Raw genomic sequence first — 20,776 nt, forward strand, 5'->3', positions numbered from 1 at the left:
CCATGTGGAGCAAAATCCGCGCCTGGTTCAAGGATTCCGAGACCATCGCCTGGGCTCGGCTTCAGATGCTCGGCGGCGCCATACTGACAGTGCTCAGCGCGACCGACCCGAGCCTATTCAACCAGTACATCCCTGACCGCTGGCTGCCGCTCTACATCGTCGGCTCCGGCGTTTTGACGGAAGTGCTGCGGCGCCTTCGTGCAAAGGATCTGTGACGACATGGTCGAGGTCTTTGCCGCGCTTCTATCGCAGATCGCCCCGTACGCCCTGGCCGCCGGCGGGGCTCTCGTTGCTGCCGTCGCATGGGGCTTTCACCAGCGCATGGCTGGTGCAAAGGCGGAACGCGCCAAGCAGGAGGCCGAAGAGGCCAAGGCCCGCGACATCGCCGACAAGGTGCAGAACGACGTCGGTGCACTGCCTGCCGATGCTGCCAGAAAGGAGCTTGGCACATGGTCAAAGGGCTGACGCTCGCACTGCTCATTGCGCTTGCTGGCTGCACCACGGACAAGGGTGGCTTCTGCGCGGTTTCCTCGCCAATCCGCCTTTCGGCGGCAGCTGTCGCTGCGCTGTCCGACGCCGAGGTCAGGGCAATTCTCGCCCACAATCGTAAAGGTGCCGCCCTGTGCGGCTGGAGGCCGTGATGCACGACTTTCTCGACTTTCTCGGCATCAAGGCGCCAGTTCTTATTGCCGGCCTTTCCGGTGGCATTCTGCGGGCGCTGTCGCGCCATCGCTACAAGCTGCGTGAGATGTTCGCCTCGCCTATTTGCGGAGCGCTGGCGGCGGCCTATCTGACCTTGCCAGCAGTCGCCTGGTTTAAGACCAGTGGCCTGCCGCTGCCCGAAACTGCGGACGATACAACAACCCTCGCGGCTGCGTTCCTGATCGGCGTATCGGCGATGTGGATTTCGGACATCGTGTTCGAAGCAATCATGAGGAGCGTTAGGCCGAGCAGTCGAGGCGAGGAATAAAATGTGAGGGGGTTAGGGTCGAACGTTTAGACAGCATAGATCCCTGGGCGTCGTTGACTCTGCAGTTGAGATAAACGCAGGATACGGTTTCTTTTGGAGGGGATAAAATGCTTCGCGTTACCGGAATGTTAGTCATAGTCTCGATGCTTCTGGGGGCGGCCGCCCAGGCTCAGGAAGAAGGCCCTTCTATAATCCCGGAACGTCTGCAGCAGATTGCCCTGAAAACACCCTTAGCGGATCGTCTGCATGTAAACTGGGAGTCGGCGTCGCCAACCGAGATCGGTGAGTATATGGGGCTTTTGGCGGCGATAAACCAGGCGTCAATAGCCATTGCTTTAAAGAATGGTCGAGATGCCCCTTCGGACAGCGATTACATGGCTGGTTTCGCCGCATGGTGCCTGTTTCCAAATAAGCCGCCAATTGCAGAACCGTTCTGGCCACGGGCATACGGCGCCTTTGGTAGCGCGAAGGTGAGATCCGAAATCCGGAATGCGGTAAGGCCCTTGGCTGTGCAGCTTCCCTCGTACATTGACAAAGATGAAGCTCGGGAAGTAGTGGAAAAGAAATGGCCCCAAGACCCGAAAGCGTACTTCAGCGACGTCCTCGACTTGGGAAGTTTGAGTGATGTTAAATGATCACCTGCCGGTGCCAGATATCGGATTTTTGGCAATTTGGTTGCTCATTCTGAACTGGCATTGGATTGGCTATAGGATCAACGAAGCGCGAGAGGAGACAGAGGAACGGGCTCTCGGAGCCGATGTGATCATGGGCCAGCTCAGCTCGATCATCACGGGCTCTTGCGTTATTCTCGCCGGGGTGGGCGCGTTTGTGGCATTGGCGAAGACGCCCATTGCCGAAGCCGCAAAATACCACGTGTTCTATGCGGCCTGCTGGGCGGTCGGTGCACTGGCGCTAGCTGTCTACACGATGGGCATTCTTCCAGCTCATGCGCCAAAGACGAATTTCGTGAGACTTCGGGGCATCGCGGTACTTTGCTCAGCTTCGCTTTTCCTATGTCTTTTGTCGGGAATCCGATTTCTTTGCGCAGTTTGGGGAATACTATTTTCCTGACCAAGCTGTAGGCTTTCGGAGAACGGCGCCATCTGATTAGTCGAGCCCCGTTTTCAAGCGGCTTAGAGTTTCGCATTCGGCCCGCCATCCTGCCGCCATGGCAAAGGCGGACAAGCTCACCCCGGACCAGCAGAAGCAGGGCGAGGCCCTTCGTAAGGAGGGGTCGAAGTGGCTTGCCCGCGTCGAGGCGGCCGGCAAGCTTGAAAAGCAGTGGATGGACGACGCCGAAAAGGCGGTGAAGGCCTACACTGGCGAAACCAAATCTGATGACCTGAGCACGTCTGGCACGCTCGGCAACACTTACGACTTCAACATTTTGTTCGCCAACGTCGAGACGATCGTTCCGGCGATCATCAACAGTCCGCCCGCTCCCGATATTCGTCGCCGCTTCGCCGACGAGGACCCGGCCGCCAAGGACATTGCCGAGCTGATCGAGCGCGCCATTCGAACACAGGTTGATGACTCCAAGCTTCAGGTCGAACTGGAAGGCGAGGCGCAAGACGGGTTTTTGGCGGGTCGTGGCATCATCCGGCTTCGCTTCAAGAGCGATATCGTAAAGGACGAGACGACCAGCGAGGAGCTTGAACGCGCGAGCGACGCCGCAGCCGACGGTGCGCCTGCGGAAGAGCCCGGCAGCGATGGGACTGCTGGCGACGAGTATGGTGCAGCCAGTCAGCCAGGCGCGGGGCCAGCCGAACGCCTCGCGAACGAATGCATCGAGTTCGAGGCGGTAAGCTGGCGCGACTATCGGCACGGTCCGGCGAAGCGCTGGAAGGATCGGCCATGGGATGCATTCCGCTTCGTCGTGCAGCGCGAAGATGAAGATGCGGTGTTCGACGCCGGGCTGATCAGCATTCAGACGAACGACACCGAGAAGAAAGCGCGCGGCGAAAGCGACAGCGACCTGACCGGATGGGAAATCTGGGACAAGGGCAGCCGCAAGGTCATTTTCATCGATGACAATGGCGTGGTGCTGAAGAAGGTCGACGACCCGCTTGGTCTGACGGATTTCTTCTGCATCCCGGCGCCCGTGCAGCCGATCGAACTCACCGGCCGTTTGATGCCGGTCAATCCGTTTTCGATCTACAGCAAGCTCGCCGACGAACTGGACCTGACCACGAAGCGCATCCGGATCATCACCAACCACATGAAGGTGAAGGGCTGGTATCCAGGTGATGCCGGGGACATCGCCAACATGCTGGCGGCCGAGGATGCCGAGTTCGTGCCGATCGGCAACGCTGAAATATGGGCGGCCAATGGCGGGCTGTCTGGCGCGGTTGCGTTCTGGCCGGTGGAAAAGTTCATCGCTGTTCTGCGGGAACTCTACGGCGCTCGTGAACAGACGAAGCAGGCCATTTACGAGATCACCGGCATCTCGGACATCGTGCGCGGCGCCTCGCAGGCAAGCGAGACGGCGACGGCTCAGAACATCAAGACGCAATGGGGCTCGCTGCGCATCCAGAAGATGCAGCGCATGATGGAGAGGTGCGCGCGCGACATCTTCGTGATGATGGCGGAGATCATCCCGGCCAAATTCTCCCATGAGACTTTGCAGCAGATGACCGGCGTTCAGATACTCCCGACGCAGCAAGACCTGACGCCTGTCCAGCCTCCACCGCCACCGCCTCTCGGCGCGCAACTGCCGCCGCAGGCGCAACAGCAGTATCAGGCCGCGGTTCAGGCGGCGCAGGAGGCCGAACAGCAGCGGCAGGCGAAGCTGGCCAAGCTTCAGTCGATCCAGCAGCTTCTGACGCAGCGCCTGGCCATGATGTACCGCATCGATGTCGAAAGCGATTCGACGGTCAAGGCGGACCTGACCAGGCAGAAGGCCGAGACGGCCGAGTTCATGCAGGCGGCCGGCGCCTATTGGGCGGCTGTCGGCCCGCTCATCCAGCAGGGCGAGATGTCAAAGGAAGTGGCGATCGAAATCTTCGCCGCGAACGCCCGGCTGTTCAATCTCGGCAAGTCGGTCGAGGACGTTCTGGAAAAGATGGTGACCGATGCCAAGGCGAAAGCCGATCAGCCTCCGCCCCCGAGCGCCGAACAACAAAAAGCTCAGGCGGACGCGAAGGCGCGAGAAGCGGACCAGGCGGCAAAAGCTGCTAATGCGAAGATCAAGCAGGACGCCGCAGCGCAGGACATGCAGTTCAAGCGCGAAAGCCACGAAATGACGATGGCAGAGAAGCGCCTGGACCTTCAGGCGAAGCGGCAGGCCGCGCGTGCCGATCAGAACCAGATCATGCTCGCCAACGGTATATTGCCGCCGCCCGATCCCGAGCAGATCGACGGCCAGGCGGTGTTGAAAGAGATGGCAGCGCAGCGCGACCAGTTCGGCCAGCTCTTGGCGGCGCTCATCCATGAGCTTTCGAAGCCCAAGCAGATCGTCAGGGACGCGCAAGGTCGCGCGGTGACGGCTGTTCCGATGCAGACCCCGCAACAGAACCCAGGAGCCCCGGCAAATGGCTACAACCAGTGAAATCGACGTTGGAATGAATGCCATCGCGCAGCGCCTGTACGATCAGCGGCAGGTGATGCTCAAGGTTAAGCAGAACGCGACGGGCGCCTCTGCCTCTCTTGCCGCCATCCCGACCGACTTTGCAGCTGTCGTTTCAGCCGTTCAGGCCTTCGGCACGACCGACCCATACGAGGCTGCGGTCAAGGCAAAGCTCGCCAAGCTGACGACGGAATTCAACGCCTTGAAAACCGTCGCCGATGCGGTCGCCGGTGCCAATCTCGGCTGATGTTCGGCGATAGTGGCCAGTTCTACCCGTTTCAGCCCTTCCAGTTCATGGAAGGGCTGCTGATGCCTCATATCGGCCTGACCCAATACGTCACGTTCTTTTCCGAATACACCGTCGGCGCTCAACCGTCTGACTGGACGAGCCGGTGGAATGCGGGCGGGTTTACGGCTGTCGTGCAGACCGTGGCGGGATCGCTCGCCGGCAAGGCGCTGCGCATTACCAAGACGGCGGCTAACAGGCAGGCTCTTTCGTGGGATCGGGTGCCTTCGACTGCAAACGTCGACGTGTTGCTCCGCATGCGCCCAATTGAGGCGTGGTCCGCTTCTGAAAACCTGATTGGGCCTTGGATGCGAGGCTCGGGGTCGGCGGGATCGGAAGGCGGATACCGGTTCGAAATGGGTGGCGAATCGACTGGCACACTCTACAGCGGTGCCCTGGGCAAATATGTCAGCGGAACATTTACCGCGCTTGGCACCAACACCAATGGCCCCTCGCCAAATCTGGCCGCCAACAGTTGGATTTGGATGAGGGGGCGGATCAACGGAACGTCGTTGAGCCGCAGGATGTGGCACGATGGCGTGGCAGAGCCGGGCACTTGGGACGAGACTGTCACGGATAGCTCTATTGCATCTGCGGGGTTCGTCGGCGTTACACAAATTTCTGCCAATCCGAACGTTGAGATCGACTTTTTCAGCATTGGCTTGAACGGCGACACAGCTTTGGGGCCATGACATGAGAATTCCAAGCGGCAAGGTCGATCAGAACATCTATTTCGTTGCGGTCGATTCGGTCGATTTGAAGACGCGCAAGACCGGCCTGACTTCGTTCACGGTCTACCGCAGCCGCAACGGTGGCACAGCGACTGTTTACACCACGCCAACGGTCACCGAACTGTCGGCAGCCAACATGCCGGGCGTCTATTCGCTGCTGATCGACGAAGACACGACCATTGCGTCAACGTCCGATGCCGAAGAGCAGGTGCTGCACATCACACAGGCGAGCATGGCCCCGGTCACCCGCGTTATTGCGCTGTTCCGCCGCGACACCACGACAGGGCGTACGGCAACTGTCGACGCGAATGGGCGCGTTGACGTTTCTGCTATTCAAGGCACCAGCCAGACGGCCCGAGACATCGGCGCGAGCGTGCTGCTGTCGTCGGGGACCGGCACAGGCCAAGTAAGCCTCACGGCCGGCGTTGTGTCGGCGAACACCACGCAGATCGCAGGCGCGGCGGTGAACACGGCCAGCGCTCAGCTCGGCGTCAACGTCGTGAATGCGGGGGGCACCGCATGGAACTCAGGCGCGATCACGGCCAACACCTTTGCGGCCGGCGCGATCACCGCTGCGAAGTTCGCGGCCAATGCCCTCGATGCCGTATGGTCGACCGCGACGCGCGTGCTGACCGCCGGCACCAACATCGTGCTTGCCAAGGGAACCGGCATTACCGGCTTAAACGATCTGGACGCGCCTGGCGTGCGCAGTGCTGTCGGCATGGCCTCGGCCAATCTCGACACGCAGCTTTCGACGCTAGCGACCAACGACGCCGCCATCAGCAGCAAGCTCGGCGCTCCTGCCGGCGCCTCTGTCTCGGCCGACATTGCCGCCGTCAAGAGCGACACTGCCGCGATCAAAGGCAAGACCGACAATTTGCCGGCCGCCCCAGCTGCCGTTGGCGATATCCCGACCGCGAACCAGAACGCCGACGCATTGCTTGACCGCGCATCCGGCATCGAGCCCGGTCTGACGCCCCGGCAGGGCTGGCGGCTATGGTCTGCTGCTCTGCTCGGCAAGGCGAATGGCCTCGGCACCGGAACGGCCATCTTCCGCGATACGAACGATACGAAGGATCGCATCAACGCTTCCGTCGACCAGGACGGCAACCGACTTGCGGTCATTCTGGACGCTAACTGATGTTTGCTGATCGCTGGTTCGGCAAGCGCTACTACGGCAACCGCTATTTCGGCCCTAAAGGCGCAGACCTCGATGCGCTCTTCAAGCCAGGCGGCGGCTACTACCGCAAGCCGGTCAAATACGTTCGTGACGGTAAGGTTGTCGACCTCGATGAGCCGCCAGCGAAGATCCTTGAGGCGATCGAGTGGCCAGCGCTATCGCCGGAAATCATCAACGCGCTGCTCGCCGGTTTCCAAGCCCCGCCGATCGAGCTTCCCGACGCGGCAGCATTGGAGCGGCGTCTTGGCCGGATGGTCATTGACAAGGAAATGGCGGCCATCCGCGACGACGACGATGCCGTGTTGCTGCTGCTGCTCGCATAAACTCGGGCAATCGCGAGCCCTAAAAGGGCGCGGCTCTGCTAAAAGCCGGAACGATAGCTGTATATGAGTGTTTTCATACTGATCCCGATGGTTGTCAGTTGTAGCCCCATCGGGACGGTCGAGAGCTGAGGGAGCCCCGGGAGGGCGCTTCTTCGGCTTTCCCTTTTTTTGGGAGAGTGACCGTGAAGCGCGATCCACCGGTGGTCGTCGGTAGTCGGAAAGTCCGCGTGCAAGTTGCGAAGTATTTCCGCTCGCATCCATTTTTCCGCGTGCCGACCGGTCTGCCGAAGAAGTTAGCGGTGCTCTTGAAGCGCCTGCGCTAATTGCAAGCTGAGACATCAGCTGACGTACCCACACGTTTACCCAAGCGGCTTAGAATTTCGCACTGACCCCTTGCACCCTGCATTGGCCCGAAATGCAGGACAGGAAATTGGCAAGGTACGTTTTCCGCGATGGCATCTTCGTCGACCGGCAGACCGGCGTTCCGATGGAAAAGCCGTTCGCCGGCCAGATTGTCATGCCGAACGTGATTTCCGACATCCCGGATTACGCCTCGCCGATCGATGGCCGAATGGTCACTTCGCGCTCTGAGCGCCGCGATGATCTGAAGCGCAACAACTGCGTCGAATACGAGCCGAGCCTGTCACCGACCAAGGGCAAATTTCGCAATCCCGACTTCTGCAAGAAGCGGGGCCTTCAGGTGTCAGAGGAATTTCGATGAGCGCTGCTGTAGCAGAAAGCCTAGCCAACAACGCCCCGCCAGCCGGCACCCTCGCCGAGGCCGCGAACAGCAATGCCGCGGCGACCGTCGCGGATGACGCTGCGCTGGAAGCAATCTGGAACAAGCACGAGCGCGATAACGGCGCTGAGCGGGATCAGGGCAAGTTTGCCAGCCCTGATCCGGCCAAGAAATCTGCTGCCGAGGCCGCTGAACCGGCGGCTGCTGGCGGCGATGGTGGAGAGGGACAGGCCGGCGATAGTCTGACGCCTGGCGCCGAGCAGGTTCCTCTCCCGGCCAACTGGCAAGGCATCAAGGGCGGCGTCGCTGATAATGTCAAGCAAGCCTGGGAGAAGGCGCCGGCCGATCTGCGCAAGTTCGTCGCCGATCGCGAGCAGGAGCTTCAGCAGCGGCTTTCCGATCACGGCCGGCAGGCCTCTGCCTACAAGCCGATTCAGGAAGTCATCGAGCGCAACGGAAAATACTTTGACCCGAACACCGGCAAGAAGGGCGCGGATGGTCGAGTGATCACGCCGGCACAGGCGATCGACTATCTTTTCAACGTCCAGCAGAGCATGGATCAGGCCCCGGTCGAAACGGTGATGAACATCATCGACCGCTATGGCATCCGCGATAAGGTCGCGGCTGTCTTCGGCCAGACCGTCCAGCAGGGCGAGAACGAATTGCGGCAGGAAATCGCCGGGTTGAAGCAGATGCTCGCGTCTGTCCACAACTCCGCGAACATCGACCACCGCATAAACCAGCGCCTTCAGGAGCGCGACGCCACCACCGCCGCCAACGAGGAGTTGAGCCGCTTGTCAGCCGACAAGCCGCTTTACTCGGAAATCCCTGAAAAGCGCATGGTGGCTTTCATCAACGATGCATGGGACCGGCTTGGAGCCACCGCCTCGAAAGAGGCCGTGTTCAATCTGGCCTATGACATGGCAGTCAACGCCGATCCCGATCTTAGGGCCAAGGCAGCCGCCGCGAAACCGGCCGCTCCCAAGGACACCGGAAAGGTCGACGCGGCCAAGCGCGCCAACTCCGTCAACATCCCCTCAACAGCGTCGGGCAAGGCTCGGGTTCTCACCGAAGATGAAGAACTGGCCGCTGTCTACGACCGGAACCATAAAGGATAATAGCGATGGCTGGTCCGTCGACTACCTTCACGGAAATGGTGTCCACCACCCTTCGCAACAGCGCGACGGAAGTGGCGGACAACGTTTCGAAGAACAACGCCTTCCTCAACCGGCTGAAGAAGAAGAACAAGATCCGCAATCTTGACGGCGGCACCGAAATCCAGGTGCAGCTCGAATACGCGGAAAACAGCACCTATCAGCGTTACGCCGGCCTCGACACGCTGAACACCAACGGCTCTGACGTCGTCACCTCCGCAAAATACGATTGGGCGCAGGTTGCGCTGCACGTCGTGTCGAGCGGCAAGGAGCTCCGCCAGAATTCCGGCAAGTTCGCGATGATCAACCTGGTGAAGACCAAGAAGAACAATGCGCTCAAGACGGCGGCCAACAATTTCTCCGTCGACCTCTATTCCGACGGCTCGCTGTCGAACCAGATCGGCGGCCTGGCCAACATCCTGCAGACCAACGGTCAGGGCATCGTCGGCGGCATCGATTCCGCCACATGGACCTTCTGGCGCAATAAGTTCCGTGAGGCCACCGGCACCAACCTTGCCGCGTCGCCTTCTGCGGCCAACGCTGCGACCTTCAAGGCCGACATGAACGCGATGTGGCTCACGCTCAATCGCGGCGCCGACAAGCCGGACCTGATCACGTTCAGCCACGACTTCTACTCGCTGTACGAAACCGGCGAGCAGCAGCTTCAGCGCTACATGGACGCGGACATGGCTCAGTCCGGTTTCATCGGGCTGAAGTACAAGACCGCCGACGTGATTTTCGATGACAACACGAATTTCACGACCACGGCCGAGAAGGGCTACTTCCTCAACTCCGACTACCTCTACGTCGACCAGCACAAGGAGGCGCAGTGGACGCAGGACGACGAGAAGAAGCCCGTCAACCAGGATGCGGTTGTCATCCCGTTCTACTGGATGGGCAACCTCGTCTGCTCGAACCGCTCGCTTCAGGGCGTGATCTTCGACGCGGCATAAGGAGCAAGAACGATGACCTCTTTTGTTGGTATCGACGTCACCAAGACGTTCACCGCCGCGCAGCTCACCGGCACCGAATCCGGCAAGGCTCCGAAGATCGGCGACACCTACGAAGCGTATGACGGCAAGGTCTACCGCTTCGTGAAGTACAACCAGGGCGCCGGCGCGATTGCAGCCGTCGTCGGCAACGTCGTCGGCTTCTACGCTGCCGGCGGTGTCTCGGCCGGCCAGTACAACGAAGTCACCTCCGACGTGTCTGACACCGCCGCCAACGGTGCGGGCGTTCTGGCCGGCACGCCCGGCCATGGCGAGTACGGCTGGATCCAGGTCAAAGGCCCGGCCACCGTCACCACTGCGCTCGTCTCGGGTGCGGATGGCAACGCGCTGATCCTCTCGGCCACCACCGACGGCACCCTGAAGGTGGCCGCCGCCGTGACCGACACGGTTTGCGCCTACGCGATCGACGCCTCGGCGAAGATCATCATGTGCGCGTTCCCGTACTGATCAGTGGGGGCGGGCTGCGGAAGCGTGGCCCGCCTTTTTCCTCAACATCGAAGGAGTGCCTGAGATGGCCGATAAGTCCGACAAGAACGAAGCACCCGCCGAGCCCGTCGCAGTCGATACCCAGGCCGGCATCTTCCCGAAATTCCGCCAGCTTTGGAATGGCGGCGAGCACCGCAACGCCGTCAACCTGGCCAAGGCTGAAAACCTGTCGGAAGCCGAGTGGGCAGCGCTGCTCGCCGAGTTTCCCGACATCATCGTCGATGTGATCAACCAGTAGGGCGCCGCTGGCGCCCACAACGTTTTCAGGAGCCGAAACCTATGAGCGAAGCGCAGCCCCTTATCCGCGTGATCGGGTTCAAGACGAGCTACGAGAAACTGCCGGTCAAGGGCGACCCGGTGAAGGAGAAGTGCGACACCAAGGGCTACAAGCTCGACGCCAGCAATCGGCGCATCCTTGAGCTTCAGCCCGAGGATTGGGTGACGTACTCGCCGTCGCATTCGCCGCTCAACACGCGCACGACGGAACGCGTACGCCACCTGCTGCCCGATCCGTCGCTGATGGGCGAGGATCAGGACGGCGAGAAGCTGCGCTTCATGACCGCTCGCTGGAGCCAGATCGAGCCGGCTTACGAGGCCTTCAAGGCAGGTCGTGAAATCCCGCTCAACGGCACAGCGCTTGCAGCCTGGTCGGGCGTCACACCGGAGCAGGCGGAGGTGCTGCGTACCGCCGGCATCCGCACGGTGGAGGAAGTCCGCGATCTGCCCGACGGTCAGCTTGACCGTGTGCGCCTGCCGAACATGCGGGATCTGCGCAAGCAGGCCGGCTTGTTCCTGGCCAATTCGGACGCTGCAAAGGCCGCCGAGCGTGAAGCCGCGAAGGATGCGCAGATTGCCGAGCTGGTCGAGCGTCAGGCCGCGATGGAAGCGATGATCGAGGAACTGACCAAGCCGAAGGGCAAGGCCAAGGACGCAGCCTGATGTCTATCCTCGACGTGGTCAAAGGCGCCGCAACAGTGCTCGGCATGGACGTGCCGAGCCTGGTCTATGGCGCGACCGGTCGAGAAATGGTCGAGATGCAGGAGCTGGCCAACGTCATGGCAGCCGAAATCGCGGATGCCCACGACTGGCAGAAGCTGCTGATCCAGCACACATTCACGGGCGACGGCGTATCGGATGAGTTCGACATGCCGTCGAACTTCCTGCGGATGCAGAAAACGTCGTCCCTGTGGTCGTCGCGCTGGCAGTGGGCAACTGAACACCTGACCAGCCCGGATCAATGGCTTGAGCTTCAGGTGACGCCGATCGCCACGGTGAACGGCTACTGGATCATCTATGGCGACCAGTTTCATCAATGGCCAGTGATGGCTGACACCGAAACCGTCAAATTCTTCTACGTGTCGAACCAGCTAGTCGTCGCCAGCGATGCGTCGATAAAGACCATGTTCACCGAAGACGCGGACAGCTTCAGGCTTTCCGAGGAACTGCTGAAAAAGGCGATCATCTATCGCTGGAAGCAGAACAAGGGGCAGGCCTACGAACAGGACTTCGACGACTACCAGGACACCCTTTTGCGCCGGATCGACACCGACAGCGGTTCGAAGCCTGTCGTTTCGGGCCAGCCCCCTATTAGTTGGCGCGGCCGGCGTGTCGTCTGGCCGGGCACGGTCACAGGTGCGGCGTGAGGTACGAACGTTTCCCCGGCCGCCGGAAAGCTGTTCCGGCTCCCGCGCGCGCCATTGCGCAGCCGTATACCTTCGGCGCGCCCGTGGCCGGATGGGTGACCAACCAGAGCCTGGTCAAGTCAAAACCCTTCTCCGCGCAGAGGCTGGAAAACTGGCTTCCGACCTCGACCGGCATTGTCATGCGTGGCGGATCGGTGAAGCGCGCCACGATCGGCAGCGACCCGGTCGAAAGCTTCATCACCTACAATGCGGGCGGCACAAAGAAGATCTGGGCCTGTGACGAAACGACAATTCGTGACGTCACCGCGCCGGCCGACGCCGACACTCCGCCGGCCGCATCCGTCACCGGCCAGACGTCGGGCTATTACTCCTACGTGAATTTCACGACCTCGGGCGGCCCGTTCGTGGTCGCTGTCAACGGCACCGACTTCCTTCAGCTCTACAGCACGACGTTCGATTGGACAGCGGTCAACAGCCTTGCCACCTATCGACTGAACTTCGACGCCCAAACGGTGAACTTCACCAGCGGCGGGACCGTGACTGGCGGCACCAGCGGCGCGGTCGCGACTATCGTCAAGAACGTCGACAACGGCGCGACCGGCTCCCTGATGATCCAGTCGATTACCGGCACCTTCGTCGACAACGAAATCATCACGGGCGGCGCTGGCGGCTCGGCCAAGGCGAACATCCCTGGCGGCGTGGTGCAGGTGTCGGCCGCCATTACCGGCGTCGCGACTTCGGCGCTGTCTCACGTCTGGCTTTATAGAAACCGCCTGTTCTTCATCCAGGGCGGCACGATGAAAGCCAGCTATCTCCCGGTCGATTCCGTCACGGGCGCGCTAGGGACAATCAACCTGTCCGGCGTCTTCCAGCGCGGCGGCTCGCTGCTCTTCGGCGCAACCTGGTCGCTCGATGCCGGCGACGGCATTGATGACAAATGCGTGTTCGTGACCACCGAGGGCGAGGCCGCGATTTATGAGGGCAGCAACCCGGCAGGCTCGACCGCTGCCGAGTGGAACCTTGTCGGCCGCTACGACCTGACGGAGCCGATGGGAAAGCGCGCAACGATGCGCGCCGGTGGCGACCTGATCGTTGCGACGAAGGAAGGCATGGTTCCTATTTCTGCTGCGATCAATAAGGATGCCGCCGCGCTGTCGCTCGCTGCCATCTCGCGCAACATCGAGCCCGACTGGAAGCGCGAAGCTGCCCGCCGGCTGTCGCTGCCCTGGGAAGTGATCAAGTGGCCTGACCTGAACTATGCCATCGTCTCGCTGCCGATCGCGGCCGAGGGCCAAGAGGCGTGGTCGTTCGTCGTCAACCTCGAAACTGGTGCCTGGTGCAAGTTTGTCGGATGGGCAACCCGCTGCATCGAATTGCACGACAGCCGCCTGTATTTCGGCACCAATGACGGCGAGGTGTTTGAGGGTGAGATCAACGGCAACGATGACGGCGGAGCGATCTATTACACCTACGTCGGCAATCCCGATCACATGAAGACGCTTGGGCGTCTGAAGACGGTTCACCAGGCGCGGCCAACGTTTCTCAGCTCGACGCCCTTCAACCCTAAGATCTCGTTTTCGGTCAACTACACGGTCACGCTGCCGACAGCCCCGGACGCTGCAGACGGTGGCACGGCGGACCTGTGGGATTCGGGCCAGTGGGACGCAGCGCTTTGGGACCAGGCCGCGCCTGAGGCGACCGTGAGCGGTGGCCAGTGGATTTCGATCGGCAAGACCGGCTACGTGCTGCAGCCGCAGTTGCAGGTCACCGGCTTTTTGAATCGGCGCCCGGATGTCGAGTTCGTGCAGCTCGACGTAACGTTTGAAAACGGCGGGGTGGTCGTATGAGCTACGCCATCGCCATCGAGGATTTCAACCGTGCCTGGTCCGACCTCGAACCGCTCTGCCGTCGCCACTATGGCGAGATGCAGGCGCGCATGGCGGCCGAGGGGATGCAGATCGGCGGCTTCAAGCCGCGCCTGAACGTCTATGGCTCGGCCAGTCATCTGCTGTGCTTCGTAGTCAGGATCGAGGGCGAGGCCGTCGGCTATGCCTTCATCTGGCTCACGCAGGACATGCACAACAGCGAACCCATCGCCATGGAGGACACCATCTACATGCGGCCGGATCATCGGAACGGCATCGGTCGCCGTTTCACGAAGCACATCTTGGCTGAACTCAAAGCGCGCGGCTGCATCAGGGCGCACGTGACCATCGCCACCGATCTACGCGTTGCTAAGATGTGCGAGCGCGTGGGCTTCAAGCGGTCGGCAATCGCAATGACGTATTTCCTTCAGGAGGCCTGACCAATGTGCGCGCCCGACCCGCCCGCCCCGCCGGATCCAAAAGAGACCTCTGCTGCGTCGACCGCGACCAATGTCGGCACGGCAATCGCGAACGCGAACCTTGGCAACGTCAACCAGGTCACGCCCGACGGCAATCTGACCTACAGCCAGACCGGCACCTACAAATGGAACGACCCCTATACGGGCAAGTCCTACGACATCCCGACTTACACGGCGACCCAGACCCTGTCGCAGGCCGGTCAGGCGATCAAGGATCAGACTGACCAGGCACAGCTCAATCTCGGCAAGCTTGCCAACAGCCAGTCGGCATTCCTGAACGACTTCCTGTCGAAGCCGGTCGACTTGTCGAACGATGCAACAGAGGCCCGGTTGATGGACCTCGGCATGAAGCGGCTGCAGCCGGCGCTGGACGCTCGCCGGGCGTCGAACGAGGCGGACCTGATCAACCGCGGCATCCGTCCCGGATCAGACGCATACGCACAGGCGCAAAACCTCGAAAACCAGGGCGAAAACGACGCCTACAACCAGCTCCTGCTTCAGGGTCGTGGCCAGGCGGTGCAGGAAGCGCTCGCACAGAATTCGGCACCGATCAACAACCTGACCGCGCTCTTGTCCGGTTCGCAGGTGAGCCAGCCGAATTTCGTCAACGCCAACATGCCGACGATCCCGACGACCGACGTGGCCGGCCTGATCAACACCAACTACAACCAGAAGCTCCAAAACTGGCAGCAGCAAGCGCAGAGCAGCAGCGACCTTTTCGGCGGTCTGTTCGGCCTCGGCGCGAACCTGATCAAGTATTCCGACCGCCGCGTGAAGACGAACATTCGCCGCGTCGGCGAGTTCGCCAACGGCCTCGCAAAGTATGCCTTCGAATACGTGTGGGGCGGTGGCGAGCAGATCGGCGTCATGGCCGATGAGGTGCGCGCCTTCCGGCCGCACGCGGTCGTCAATATCGGCGGCGTTGACGCGGTCAACTACGGGGAGGCCTTGGCATGAGCGTCCAGCCCTCGTTCATCTTCGGCGGCGATACCGGCGTGCAGACGCCAGAAGACCTGGCACGCCTGAGGGCTATCGCCGACGCGCTTGCCCGGCCGGCCGCTCCGCGCACGATCGGCCAGGGCCTGAACGCGCTTGGCGAGGCGATCGGCTACCGCATGGCGGATAGTCGGGCGACGCAGGCCGAGCACGACTGGCGCAAGGGCGGTAACGACGTGTTCTCAGCGCTGTTCGGCAGTGGGGGAGCATCCTCGCCGGTGGCGACCTCGGAGTCGGCCAGCAAGGCGGTCGCTTCGGCCCTTGGCGGCGGCTCGATGGGCAGTGCGCCGGACCTGTCTGGCAACGACATCTACAACGGCTTTATGGACACGGTGAAAAGCAAGGTCACCAACCCGTACGGTCTCGCTGCTGTCGCGGCAACTGCGAACGCCGAAAGCCGCTTCAATCCTAAGAACGCATTCGGCTCTTGGTCGGACCCGAGCGAAAGCGGTCAGGCAGGGACTGCGGGCGGTATCCTGTCGTGGCGCGGTCCGCGCTTCGATGCCATGCGGGCATTCGCCGGTAGTAACGGCGGTGACGCAAACGCCCCGTCGCCGCAGCTTCAGGCGCAATACTTCCTCCATGAAGACCCTGGTCTGATCGATGCGCTAAACGCGGCCAAGTCGCCCGAGGAAGCGCAGCGCCTCATGAACAACGCCTGGAAGTTCGCTGGCTACAACCGGCCGGGTGGCGAGGCGGCTCGCCGCATTTCGATGGCCAACTCCTTGGCGTCGCGTTTCGCCGGCTCGGATGCGGCCCCGGTGCAAGTCGCGAGCCTTGAACCGGGCGCGGGTGTGTCGGCAGCGCTGAAAAAGCGTCCGCTGCCGCAGGAGTACGCCAGCAAGGGCATAACGCAAGACCAATGGGACGCGATGAACACGCCGGACAGCCCGGCGACGGTCGCTCAGCCGGTGCAGTCGCCGCGGGCCGCCGTGCCCGCGCCAGCCGTTGCTATCCCTCAGTCGGCACAGGTGGCGCCCACGCAAGTCGCTGGTGGCCCGAGCCTGCAACAGCTTCTGCAAGCGTCACAGGACCCCCGCCTATCCGAGCAGCAGCGCGGGGTCGTTAGCCTGATGCTCAAGCAGAAGCTCGAGGAGGCGAACCCAGCTACGCAACTCGAACTCGAAAAGAACCGGCTGGAAGTCGAGAAGCTACGAAGCCCGCAAATCGAGCCGGGTGATAAGGCGCGCCTCGACTTCGACCGGGAGAAGTTCGCAGCCGAGCAAAGCAAGCCGATCGAGGTGGGCGGCGTCCTGGTCGACCCCAAGACGCACCAGCCCGTTTACACCGGCCAGCAGACCGATTGGGAAAAGCTGGACGAGCGGACGCTGTACAACAAGCGTACGGGCGAGACGCGAGCCGTGAGCATCGGTGGCTCGAATGCCGGTCAGTTCCGTTTCACCGGCAATTCTGTCGAGGCTCAGGCGCTCAACGGCCTGATGGATGCCGGCCCCGAGAAGGGCGGCCTCACCGTCGAGCAGGCGCAGCAACTCGCCGCCGGCAAAACGATCAGCGGTCCGAACGGCGAATTGCTCTTCCTGACGCCGCAGGGTGTGTTTGGACAGGCCTCAGCTGGCGGTCCGGCAATGCCTGTCACACCGCCCAAGGCTGCCGCACCGGCCGCTCCCGCGGCGCCGTCGGCCACGCCTGCGCCGAATAAAGCGCCAGCGCCTGACGTTCAGCAGCAGGCGCCCTCCAGCCCGCGCGCTGCCAATCCCGCGCGGACCGGAAACGCCGGCATCCTGCCTTTGACCGGTGCGAAGCAGAAGCCCCCAAACGAGCAGCAGCAGCGCGACAACAAGCTGTATTCGGTCGTCGCGCCCGAGATGCAGATTGTCGAACAGAACTTCGCCGCCCTGTCCAATCCGAAGGACCAGGCCCTGTCCGCGATCCCCCACGGTTCGGACTATGGCACGGAATATCTGAAATCGCCCGAGTATCAGCGGGCGTCGAACTCGCTTCGCACCATCATCGCGTCGTACCTCTATAGCGTCTCCGGTGCGACGGCGGCGCCCGCCGAAGTCGAGAACCAAGCGGCGATTCTGACGCCAAAGCCCGGAGAGGCGAAAGCGTCGCTCGACGATAAGTTGGCACGCATCCGACAGATGGTCGACGCGATCAAGACTGGCGGTTCCGGGACGGTTGCCACCCCGGCCGGCACTGGCGGCGGAACCACCAGCAGTGGCTTGAAGTGGAGCGTTGAACCCTGATGCCTACGCTCAACATCCAAGGCCACAAGGTACAGGTCGACGACGTCTTTCTGTCGATGACCCCGGGACAGCAGAACGCGGCGGTCGATGAAATCGCCAAGTCGCTGCCTGGTGCTCCTGCGTCATCGGCCGGCGGCGTGTCTGACGCGGCGAAGACTGGTATCGCCAAGGCTCAAGAGCTGATGAAGCTGTCGGAGGAAGAGCGCCGCAAGCTGCTTCCGCCTGCCGATCCGAACACCGGGCAGCCGGCCGGCGTCCCGGCCTTCGCTCCGGGCGTTCCTGGGTACAACCGCTTGACCGGTGAAATTGATGGCGACGACGCGGTCAGCAAAATCCGAACTGCCTCGGGCGGCATTCTTGAAGGTATCCCGATCGTCGGCCCGATGATCAGGGGTGGAGTCGACCGCGCCGCCGCTGCGACGATCGCCGCCATGAACGGCGAGAAGTACGACGATGTCATGAGGCGCATCGAGGCGGGCACCGAAGCCGAAAAGTCGATGAACCCGAAGCTTGACACGGCGGCACAGGTCACGGGCGCGGTCGCAGGCACAATCCCCGCCCTGGCAGCGGCGCCGGAAGCGTTCGGTATTGGTGCAACGACCAAGCTCGGCAAGTATGCCGTGCCAGCCATCACCGGCGGTTTGATGAATGGGGCAGATAGCGCGGTCCGGTCAGGTGGCGATCTCAACAAAGCCGGCCTTGGCGCTGGCGTCGGATTTGCCACGGGTCTTGCGGCTCCGTTCCTCGCCCCACTGGCGGGACGTGGCGTAAAAGCCATTGCCGACAAGATCCAGCTTAACTCGATTGCCAAGGCGCTCGGGCTCGACAAGAGCGCAACCAAGGTGCTGGCGGACGCGGTCCGGCAGGATGCCGTAGAGCCCGGCGCACTATCGCAGCTCGGCGAGAATGGCATGCTGATGGATCTTGGCCCGAACCTTCGCCAGACGGCTGGCGCGATTGCCGCAACACCTGGTGAAGGCAAGGCGATCGTGCGCAATGCGATCGGCGCGCGCGACGCCGATGCCAATTGGCGCATTCGGTCCAGCATCAATGAGACACTTGGCGAAGCGCCGACGCCGTCGCGCATCATCGATCGAGCGAACCGGAACCAGCAGTATCTAGCGCCGTTATATCGGGAAGCTCTTCGCGAGGCCGCCCCGGTCGATGCCGCGCCGATCGCGCGTTATCTCGACGCCGAGGCGCAAACCCTGCGTGGCGACGCACAGAAGGGCATCCAGCGCGTTCGCTCGATGCTGGACTATGTCCCGACGCCTCAAGAGATCGAACAGGCCCGCGCAACCGGGCAGCCCGTTCCCAGCGGCCTGGTGACCGATGCCGAAACGCTGCTGAACACCCGGCACGCGATCGACGATCTATTGCAGACGGCGCAGGGCACAAATCACGTGAACGCCTTGACGACGGCCAGGCAGGCGGTCGACGACGAACTGGCCGCCTCAGTTCCCGGCATCAAGGAAGTCGATGCGAAGTACGCCGAGCTGGCGAGGCAGAAGGAGGCCGTCCAGCGCGGCCAGACGGTGCTTTCCAGCGGCCGGGAAGCGCCGCGTCCGGACGAGCTTGCCGACGAAGTCAGGCAGGGCGCGCTGCCGCAGGGATTGCAGGTCGGACCCTCGGCCGTTCCGCTTCGCCTGCGTGAAGGCGCCCGTGCGGAGATTGAGCGCATCGTTGGCACCAAGGCGAACGACCGCGTCGCGCTGCAGCAGATCATCAAAGGTGAAGGCGACTGGAACCGGGCGCGCCTCTCGTCGCTGTTCGGCTCCGACAAGGCCAAGGCCATTATCGATCTGCTCGACCGGGAACGGCTGTTCAACGACACGTCGAACATCGTCACGCGCAATTCCGAGACGGCAGCGCGCATCGCAGCCAGGGACGCGATCGACGGCGGCAGAAGCAGCGGTTTCGGCGTGCGCGAAGGCTTCATTGCCGGTGGCGCCCGTGGTGCCACACGCGCAGCGGCAACCAGGTCTGTTGAGCGCGTGATCGACGCCTTGAGTAACGGCGGCAACGAGAAGGCGATATCGGATATGGCGCGAAGCCTGACAGGCGGACCGCAACAGAGTGCCGTGCTCGATGCGCTTATGCGTGCGGGCCAGGGCTCGCGGCTTCAGCAGTCACAGATCGATCGAGTGGCGCGTGCGCTGCTCCTCGGCGGAGGGAATGCCGCCAGCCGCCCGTGAATTCTCTTCCCGATCCGCCAAATACCAAACCAGGAAGACAGCCAAGCCACCGGAAATGAAGCCCATCGCGAACCCAACGCCCATTAGGTTGAAAAACCAGTCCAGCCCTTTGTGGAGCACGATCAGGATTGCGATGGTGATCACCGCTGCGATTAGCTGAAGGACCGTGTTGCGCGACATAGGCGCGGAACATAATGCGAAACCAGCCCGAGGAAAAGGGCGTCAGGAGTTCCTTCAGGAATGTAGCGGTCTCAGTGGCAACCTAAAAAGCGCGTCGCTTTCGCTTTGTTAGCTGCGACGGGCTTTTCGCTGGAACAAAACTCCCACAGTCGCGTTGCGGACCACTGGGGACTTTTCCTATGGCCGAAACCGAGCAAGAGCTTAGCGACCGCGCGCGGGCACAGAAGCTATTCGTCGTGCAGTTCCTAACGCGGGAAACTGGCATAACCGAAGCCCAAGCGCGCGACCTCGTGGACATGATCGGCAATGCCCCGGCTTCCCTCATCCGCGAGGCGCGGTTGCTAAAAAAGCTTTAGCGCGACCTAACCCAAACCAGCGGAGGAATACGGGGAACATTCCTGCCAGTGTCCCGGTTGAGTCTCGCGGCGTGTGTCCCCGGCCAAGGTTCACCGCGCCGCGTGGGGCATGTCCCCCGGAGCCCGTTCGACCCCCTCAGGCGAGCGGGCTCTTGCTTGTCGGAATGAGACGGAGATAGGGCAATGAAGGACGGCGACGGCAAGCCGGATGGCTCGCAGACGGATAAAAACATCCACCTTTTGGCCGCGAGGTTGGCAAGAGAGACGAACCTATCCGAGGAGGAGGCGCGGGACCTGATCAAGTTGATCGGCACAGATTGGAATTCGCTGGTTCGGGAAGCGAAATTCCTCAAGGGCCGACATTGAGCACGCCCGGCAGGGAGACGCAGCTCACGGTTTGGCTTTCCT

Annotated in this window: 27 protein-coding genes; 26 read left to right on the forward strand and 1 reads right to left on the reverse strand. The window is 62.1% G+C overall.

What is annotated here, in order from left to right:
* The first annotated feature begins 2 nt into the window (after positions 1–2).
* From CK224_RS19165 to CK224_RS19280, 24 genes are all read left to right on the forward strand, one after another.
* Entirely contained in the window at positions 3–215 is a 213-nt protein-coding gene (locus CK224_RS19165; protein WP_095782835.1) for a hypothetical protein, read from the forward strand.
* 4 nt (positions 216–219) lie between these two features.
* Positions 220–465 (forward strand): ABC transporter permease, encoded by a 246-nt coding sequence (locus CK224_RS19170; protein WP_245426009.1) that lies wholly within the window; start codon positions 220–222, stop codon positions 463–465.
* On the forward strand, positions 450–641 hold the full coding sequence (locus tag CK224_RS19175) for a hypothetical protein (RefSeq protein ID WP_095782836.1): 192 nt from the start codon (positions 450–452) through the stop codon (positions 639–641). Before CK224_RS19170 ends, CK224_RS19175 begins: the two co-directional genes overlap by 16 nt.
* Entirely contained in the window at positions 641–970 is a 330-nt protein-coding gene (locus tag CK224_RS19180) for a hypothetical protein (protein ID WP_095782837.1), read from the forward strand. The genes CK224_RS19175 and CK224_RS19180 overlap by 1 nt, the downstream gene beginning before the upstream one ends.
* 107 nt (positions 971–1,077) lie before the next feature.
* Positions 1,078–1,605 carry a hypothetical protein gene (locus CK224_RS19185; RefSeq protein ID WP_095782838.1) on the forward strand — a complete coding sequence of 176 codons (528 nt, stop codon included), beginning with the start codon at positions 1,078–1,080 and terminating at the stop codon, positions 1,603–1,605.
* Positions 1,595–2,041 (forward strand): hypothetical protein, encoded by a 447-nt coding sequence (locus tag CK224_RS19190; RefSeq protein ID WP_095782839.1) that lies wholly within the window; start codon positions 1,595–1,597, stop codon positions 2,039–2,041. The genes CK224_RS19185 and CK224_RS19190 overlap by 11 nt, the downstream gene beginning before the upstream one ends.
* A gap of 97 nt (positions 2,042–2,138) precedes the next feature.
* Positions 2,139–4,517, forward strand: a complete 2,379-nt coding sequence (locus tag CK224_RS19195; RefSeq protein WP_176477958.1) for a hypothetical protein — start codon at positions 2,139–2,141, stop codon at positions 4,515–4,517.
* Complete coding sequence (locus tag CK224_RS19200; RefSeq protein ID WP_095782840.1) at positions 4,501–4,782, forward strand: hypothetical protein; 282 nt, start codon at positions 4,501–4,503, stop codon at positions 4,780–4,782. Before CK224_RS19195 ends, CK224_RS19200 begins: the two co-directional genes overlap by 17 nt.
* Positions 4,782–5,513 carry a hypothetical protein gene (locus CK224_RS19205; protein ID WP_095782841.1) on the forward strand — a complete coding sequence of 244 codons (732 nt, stop codon included), beginning with the start codon at positions 4,782–4,784 and terminating at the stop codon, positions 5,511–5,513. Before CK224_RS19200 ends, CK224_RS19205 begins: the two co-directional genes overlap by 1 nt.
* 1 nt (position 5,514) lies before the next feature.
* A complete protein-coding gene (locus tag CK224_RS19210; RefSeq protein WP_095782842.1) occupies positions 5,515–6,693 on the forward strand; it encodes a hypothetical protein in 1,179 nt (392 codons plus the stop codon).
* Positions 6,693–7,055, forward strand: a complete 363-nt coding sequence (locus tag CK224_RS19215) for a hypothetical protein (RefSeq protein ID WP_095782843.1) — start codon at positions 6,693–6,695, stop codon at positions 7,053–7,055. Before CK224_RS19210 ends, CK224_RS19215 begins: the two co-directional genes overlap by 1 nt.
* A gap of 182 nt (positions 7,056–7,237) precedes the next feature.
* Positions 7,238–7,378 (forward strand): hypothetical protein, encoded by a 141-nt coding sequence (locus CK224_RS31325; protein WP_176477959.1) that lies wholly within the window; start codon positions 7,238–7,240, stop codon positions 7,376–7,378.
* Between the two features lie 107 nt (positions 7,379–7,485).
* Positions 7,486–7,776, forward strand: coding sequence for a hypothetical protein (locus CK224_RS19225; RefSeq protein WP_095782845.1), 291 nt, complete (start codon positions 7,486–7,488; stop codon positions 7,774–7,776).
* Positions 7,773–8,912, forward strand: a complete 1,140-nt coding sequence (locus CK224_RS19230) for a hypothetical protein (protein WP_095782846.1) — start codon at positions 7,773–7,775, stop codon at positions 8,910–8,912. Before CK224_RS19225 ends, CK224_RS19230 begins: the two co-directional genes overlap by 4 nt.
* 5 nt (positions 8,913–8,917) lie before the next feature.
* Positions 8,918–9,901 carry a phage major capsid protein gene (locus CK224_RS19235; protein ID WP_095782847.1) on the forward strand — a complete coding sequence of 328 codons (984 nt, stop codon included), beginning with the start codon at positions 8,918–8,920 and terminating at the stop codon, positions 9,899–9,901.
* A gap of 12 nt (positions 9,902–9,913) precedes the next feature.
* Positions 9,914–10,405, forward strand: a complete 492-nt coding sequence (locus CK224_RS19240) for a hypothetical protein (protein ID WP_095782848.1) — start codon at positions 9,914–9,916, stop codon at positions 10,403–10,405.
* A 64-nt stretch (positions 10,406–10,469) separates the two neighbouring features.
* Positions 10,470–10,682, forward strand: a complete 213-nt coding sequence (locus CK224_RS19245; RefSeq protein ID WP_095782849.1) for a hypothetical protein — start codon at positions 10,470–10,472, stop codon at positions 10,680–10,682.
* Positions 10,683–10,723: 41 nt separating this feature from the next.
* On the forward strand, positions 10,724–11,383 hold the full coding sequence (locus tag CK224_RS19250) for a hypothetical protein (protein ID WP_095782850.1): 660 nt from the start codon (positions 10,724–10,726) through the stop codon (positions 11,381–11,383).
* Complete coding sequence (locus CK224_RS19255; RefSeq protein ID WP_095782851.1) at positions 11,383–12,087, forward strand: hypothetical protein; 705 nt, start codon at positions 11,383–11,385, stop codon at positions 12,085–12,087. The genes CK224_RS19250 and CK224_RS19255 overlap by 1 nt, the downstream gene beginning before the upstream one ends.
* Entirely contained in the window at positions 12,036–13,934 is a 1,899-nt protein-coding gene (locus CK224_RS19260) for a hypothetical protein (RefSeq protein WP_176477960.1), read from the forward strand. The genes CK224_RS19255 and CK224_RS19260 overlap by 52 nt, the downstream gene beginning before the upstream one ends.
* Positions 13,931–14,392: a GNAT family N-acetyltransferase gene (locus CK224_RS19265; RefSeq protein WP_095782853.1), complete on the forward strand. Its 462-nt coding sequence runs from the start codon at positions 13,931–13,933 to the stop codon at positions 14,390–14,392. Before CK224_RS19260 ends, CK224_RS19265 begins: the two co-directional genes overlap by 4 nt.
* A gap of 3 nt (positions 14,393–14,395) precedes the next feature.
* A complete protein-coding gene (locus CK224_RS19270; protein ID WP_095782854.1) occupies positions 14,396–15,388 on the forward strand; it encodes a tail fiber domain-containing protein in 993 nt (330 codons plus the stop codon).
* Positions 15,385–17,637, forward strand: a complete 2,253-nt coding sequence (locus CK224_RS31660; RefSeq protein ID WP_095782855.1) for a phage tail tip lysozyme — start codon at positions 15,385–15,387, stop codon at positions 17,635–17,637. Before CK224_RS19270 ends, CK224_RS31660 begins: the two co-directional genes overlap by 4 nt.
* Positions 17,637–19,832: a hypothetical protein gene (locus CK224_RS19280; RefSeq protein WP_095782856.1), complete on the forward strand. Its 2,196-nt coding sequence runs from the start codon at positions 17,637–17,639 to the stop codon at positions 19,830–19,832. The genes CK224_RS31660 and CK224_RS19280 overlap by 1 nt, the downstream gene beginning before the upstream one ends.
* Here CK224_RS19280 and CK224_RS30830 read toward each other — a convergent pair.
* Entirely contained in the window at positions 19,767–20,012 is a 246-nt protein-coding gene (locus CK224_RS30830; RefSeq protein ID WP_141245828.1) for a hypothetical protein, read from the reverse strand. The genes CK224_RS19280 and CK224_RS30830 overlap by 66 nt on opposite strands.
* A gap of 179 nt (positions 20,013–20,191) precedes the next feature.
* Here CK224_RS30830 and CK224_RS31335 point away from each other — a divergent pair, with 179 nt between their 5' ends.
* Positions 20,192–20,368 carry a hypothetical protein gene (locus CK224_RS31335; RefSeq protein ID WP_176477961.1) on the forward strand — a complete coding sequence of 59 codons (177 nt, stop codon included), beginning with the start codon at positions 20,192–20,194 and terminating at the stop codon, positions 20,366–20,368.
* A 183-nt stretch (positions 20,369–20,551) separates the two neighbouring features.
* Positions 20,552–20,734, forward strand: a complete 183-nt coding sequence (locus tag CK224_RS19285; RefSeq protein WP_095782857.1) for a hypothetical protein — start codon at positions 20,552–20,554, stop codon at positions 20,732–20,734.
* The last annotated feature ends 42 nt before the right edge of the window (positions 20,735–20,776 follow it).

The sequence above is a fragment of the Mesorhizobium sp. WSM3862 genome (assembly GCF_002294985.1).
In the GTDB taxonomy this organism is placed as follows: domain Bacteria; phylum Pseudomonadota; class Alphaproteobacteria; order Rhizobiales; family Rhizobiaceae; genus Mesorhizobium.

Bases quoted from the DNA above. Each gene is read 5' to 3' on its own strand.
- CK224_RS19235 (WP_095782847.1), top strand. From the start codon at position 8,918: ATGGCTGGTCCGTCGACTACCTTCACGGAAATGGTGTCCACCACCCTT.
- CK224_RS30830 (WP_141245828.1), bottom strand. From the start codon at position 20,012: ATGTCGCGCAACACGGTCCTTCAGCTAATCGCAGCGGTGATCACCATC.
- CK224_RS19180 (WP_095782837.1), top strand. From the start codon at position 641: ATGCACGACTTTCTCGACTTTCTCGGCATCAAGGCGCCAGTTCTTATT.
- CK224_RS19210 (WP_095782842.1), top strand. From the start codon at position 5,515: ATGAGAATTCCAAGCGGCAAGGTCGATCAGAACATCTATTTCGTTGCG.
- CK224_RS19245 (WP_095782849.1), top strand. From the start codon at position 10,470: ATGGCCGATAAGTCCGACAAGAACGAAGCACCCGCCGAGCCCGTCGCA.
- CK224_RS19175 (WP_095782836.1), top strand. From the start codon at position 450: ATGGTCAAAGGGCTGACGCTCGCACTGCTCATTGCGCTTGCTGGCTGC.
- CK224_RS19170 (WP_245426009.1), top strand. From the start codon at position 220: ATGGTCGAGGTCTTTGCCGCGCTTCTATCGCAGATCGCCCCGTACGCC.
- CK224_RS19285 (WP_095782857.1), top strand. From the start codon at position 20,552: ATGAAGGACGGCGACGGCAAGCCGGATGGCTCGCAGACGGATAAAAAC.
- CK224_RS19185 (WP_095782838.1), top strand. From the start codon at position 1,078: ATGCTTCGCGTTACCGGAATGTTAGTCATAGTCTCGATGCTTCTGGGG.
- CK224_RS19215 (WP_095782843.1), top strand. From the start codon at position 6,693: ATGTTTGCTGATCGCTGGTTCGGCAAGCGCTACTACGGCAACCGCTAT.
- CK224_RS19205 (WP_095782841.1), top strand. From the start codon at position 4,782: ATGTTCGGCGATAGTGGCCAGTTCTACCCGTTTCAGCCCTTCCAGTTC.
- CK224_RS31660 (WP_095782855.1), top strand. From the start codon at position 15,385: ATGAGCGTCCAGCCCTCGTTCATCTTCGGCGGCGATACCGGCGTGCAG.
- CK224_RS31335 (WP_176477961.1), top strand. From the start codon at position 20,192: ATGGCCGAAACCGAGCAAGAGCTTAGCGACCGCGCGCGGGCACAGAAG.
- CK224_RS19200 (WP_095782840.1), top strand. From the start codon at position 4,501: ATGGCTACAACCAGTGAAATCGACGTTGGAATGAATGCCATCGCGCAG.
- CK224_RS19240 (WP_095782848.1), top strand. From the start codon at position 9,914: ATGACCTCTTTTGTTGGTATCGACGTCACCAAGACGTTCACCGCCGCG.
- CK224_RS19255 (WP_095782851.1), top strand. From the start codon at position 11,383: ATGTCTATCCTCGACGTGGTCAAAGGCGCCGCAACAGTGCTCGGCATG.
- CK224_RS19190 (WP_095782839.1), top strand. From the start codon at position 1,595: ATGTTAAATGATCACCTGCCGGTGCCAGATATCGGATTTTTGGCAATT.
- CK224_RS19195 (WP_176477958.1), top strand. From the start codon at position 2,139: ATGGCAAAGGCGGACAAGCTCACCCCGGACCAGCAGAAGCAGGGCGAG.
- CK224_RS19280 (WP_095782856.1), top strand. From the start codon at position 17,637: ATGCCTACGCTCAACATCCAAGGCCACAAGGTACAGGTCGACGACGTC.
- CK224_RS19165 (WP_095782835.1), top strand. From the start codon at position 3: ATGTGGAGCAAAATCCGCGCCTGGTTCAAGGATTCCGAGACCATCGCC.
- CK224_RS19265 (WP_095782853.1), top strand. From the start codon at position 13,931: ATGAGCTACGCCATCGCCATCGAGGATTTCAACCGTGCCTGGTCCGAC.
- CK224_RS19270 (WP_095782854.1), top strand. From the start codon at position 14,396: ATGTGCGCGCCCGACCCGCCCGCCCCGCCGGATCCAAAAGAGACCTCT.
- CK224_RS19250 (WP_095782850.1), top strand. From the start codon at position 10,724: ATGAGCGAAGCGCAGCCCCTTATCCGCGTGATCGGGTTCAAGACGAGC.
- CK224_RS19230 (WP_095782846.1), top strand. From the start codon at position 7,773: ATGAGCGCTGCTGTAGCAGAAAGCCTAGCCAACAACGCCCCGCCAGCC.